Origin of the sequence: Pseudaminobacter soli (ex Li et al. 2025), from assembly GCF_003012705.1 — a bacterium.
GTDB lineage: Bacteria > Pseudomonadota > Alphaproteobacteria > Rhizobiales > Rhizobiaceae > Pseudaminobacter > Pseudaminobacter soli.
Window position 1 is genome coordinate 1 of sequence record NZ_PXYL01000049.1, and the last position, 2571, is coordinate 2571.

Consider the following 2571-nt stretch of genomic DNA (forward strand, 5'->3'; position numbering starts at 1 on the left):
ACAAGCACCACGCGGCAGCACCTGAATTGCTGACACGATCCTTTGTGCTCATCGTTAGAGCCTGGAGCTTGCTATCCGGGGTACTTTCTTGCGCTTGACAGTTCCCGCCCCAAAAGAGAAGCCCGGCCGTCGTGCCGGGCTTATTCATGTTCTGTCGGCTGTCCGGCGCAAGAAAAAACCCGGAGCTTTCACCCCGGGCTTTCCCCTCGTCCGCTTCTCGAATTGATCAGAGCTTGCCGTTGCGCTGCTGGATCATCAGGAAGGTGTCGTAGTTGTATTCGGCGATCTGCGCCCAGAGGTAGTGCTCCTTGCGGAACGCCTTGATCGAGTCCCAGATCTTCTTGAACTGCGGGTTGCTCGCTTCCATGTCGGCATAGACCTCGTTGGCCGCGTTGAAGCAGGCTTCGAGAACCTCCGCGTTGAACGGGCGAAGCTGCGCGCCGTTGGCCACCAGGCGCTTCATCGCCGGCGGGTTCACGTAGTCATACATCTGCAGCATGTTGGCGTCGGTCGCCTGGCAGGCGCTGCTCAGCAACGCCTTGTAGGCCTGAGGCAGCTCTTCATACTTGGCCTTGTTGAACAGGAAGTGGACCGTCGGGCCACCTTCCCACCAACCGGGATAGTAGTAGTACGGCGCCACCTTGTAGAAGCCGAGCTTCTCGTCGTCATAGGGGCCGACCCATTCGGCCGCGTCGATGGTGCCCTTTTCCAGCGCCGGATAGATGTCGCCGCCGGCGAGCTGCTGCGGCACCACACCGAGCTTCTCAAGCACCTTGCCGGCAAATCCGCCGACGCGGAACTTCAGGCCTTTGAGGTCGGCGACCGAATTGATCTCCTTGCGGAACCAGCCGCCCATCTGCACGCCGGTGTTGCCGCCCGGCAGGCCGAACAGGCCCTGGCTGCCGAGGAACTCGTTGAACAGCGCGATGCCGCCGCCCTGATAGTGCCAGGCATTCATGCCGCGCGCATTGAGCGAGAAGGGAACCGCGGCACCCAGCGCCCATGTGGGGTCCTTGCCCCAATAATAGTAGGCTACCGTGTGGCAGGCTTCGACAGTGCCTGCAGCGGTCGCATCGGCAGCCTGCAGGCCGGGCACGATCTCGCCCGCCGCGAAGGGCTGGATCGTGAAATTGCCATCGGTCGCTTCCGACAGATACTTGGCCAGCACCTCGGCGGCACCATAGATCGTGTCGAGCGACTTGGGGAACGACGAGGCCAGACGCCAGGTGATCTTCGGGTTGGATTGGGCAATGGCAGGGGCAGCCAGCGTGGTGGCCGCCACGGCCCCGACACTGGTCAGGCCAGCCTTGCGAATGAATGAACGGCGATCCATATAGTCTCCTCCCATTTGGACCAGGACGGAGCCGGATATCCTTGAAATATTGGGGCTTCCGGCAGCAGTACGGGCAAAACAATACATGGCGGTTGGTCCAAGTCCAGCGCCCGCAAAGCGCTCGAAACCTCTGAAAAGCTGGAAACCGCGCAACTTCGTGGCCATCTAAAACTATAGTCTTAGACGGATTCTTCGTTTTCGGCCGTGCGCCACAAACTCTGTTGGAAAGCCGCCGGAATATCGCCTATTTTAGGCTCAAAGTGCCATTGCGATTTTCAGATGAAAGCAGCTTTCAAAATGCACCAGCCGCTCGTTGCCGTTTCCACCGATGTCCGCCAGTTCGAAAACTACACCTGGCATGCCGCTCCCAAGCAATATCTCGAAGCCGCCATCGTCGGCGCCGGCGTCACCCCGGTGCTGGTCCCGAATTTCGGCGACCGGCTCGATCTCGACCGCCTGCTCGATTCGGTCGACGGCGTGATGCTCACCGGTTCCAAGACGAACGTGCACCCCCCGCTCTATGGCGAGGAAGCAACCGAGGCCGATGGTCCCTACGACCTCGACCGCGATGCCACCACCTTGCCCCTGATCCGCAAGGCCATCGAGCGCGGCGTGCCGTTGCTGGCCATCTGCCGCGGCATCCAGGAAATGAACGTGGCGCTCGGCGGCAGCCTGGCCAGCGAAATCCAGGAGCGCGAAGGCGCGCTCGACCACCGTGCCCCGGTGAGCGACAAGCAGGACGAGCGTTTCGCCATCCGCCAGAAGATTTCAATCAAGCCCGGAAGCTGCCTGGCCGGTGTGTTCGGCGCGGGCGACGTGATGGTCAATTCGGTGCACCGTCAGGCGGTCGACCGCCTCGGCGGACGGCTGCAAGTCGAGGCAGTGGCCGAGGACGGCACGGTGGAAGCCGTGTCGGTGAAGGATTCGCGCGCCTTTGCGGTGGGCGTGCAGTGGCATCCCGAATACTGGGTGAAGTCCGACAGCGCCTCGGCCCGCATCTTCAAGGCCTTTGGCGACGCCGTGCGCCTGCACGCCGCTGCCCGCGACGGTGCACGCCAGGCGGCCGAGTAATCCACTCAGGAACTCAAGAACGAAAAAGCCCGCGCAGCGCGCGGGCTTCTCTTTTGGGGCGGGAACTGTCAAGCGCAAGAAAGTACCCCGGATAGCAAGCTCCAGGCTCTAACGATGAGCACAAAGGATCGTGTCAGCAATTCAGGTGCTGCCGCGTGGTGCTTGTG

2 protein-coding genes are annotated in these 2571 nt (G+C 61.8%); one reads left to right on the forward strand and one right to left on the reverse strand.

Going from position 1 to position 2571, the window contains the following annotated elements; all coding sequences use genetic code 11:
• Positions 1-226: 226 nt before the first annotated feature.
• Positions 227-1333: a TRAP transporter substrate-binding protein gene (locus C7I85_RS30105; protein ID WP_106727659.1), complete on the reverse strand. Its 1107-nt coding sequence runs from the start codon at positions 1331-1333 to the stop codon at positions 227-229.
• A 297-nt stretch (positions 1334-1630) separates the two neighbouring features.
• On the opposite strand from C7I85_RS30105, the gene C7I85_RS30110 reads away from it, so the two are divergent.
• On the forward strand, positions 1631-2404 hold the full coding sequence (locus tag C7I85_RS30110) for a gamma-glutamyl-gamma-aminobutyrate hydrolase family protein (RefSeq protein WP_106727660.1): 774 nt from the start codon (positions 1631-1633) through the stop codon (positions 2402-2404).
• Positions 2405-2571 lie beyond the last annotated feature (167 nt).

Bases quoted from the DNA above. Each gene is read 5' to 3' on its own strand.
- C7I85_RS30105 (WP_106727659.1), bottom strand. From the start codon at position 1,333: ATGGATCGCCGTTCATTCATTCGCAAGGCTGGCCTGACCAGTGTCGGG.
- C7I85_RS30110 (WP_106727660.1), top strand. From the start codon at position 1,631: ATGCACCAGCCGCTCGTTGCCGTTTCCACCGATGTCCGCCAGTTCGAA.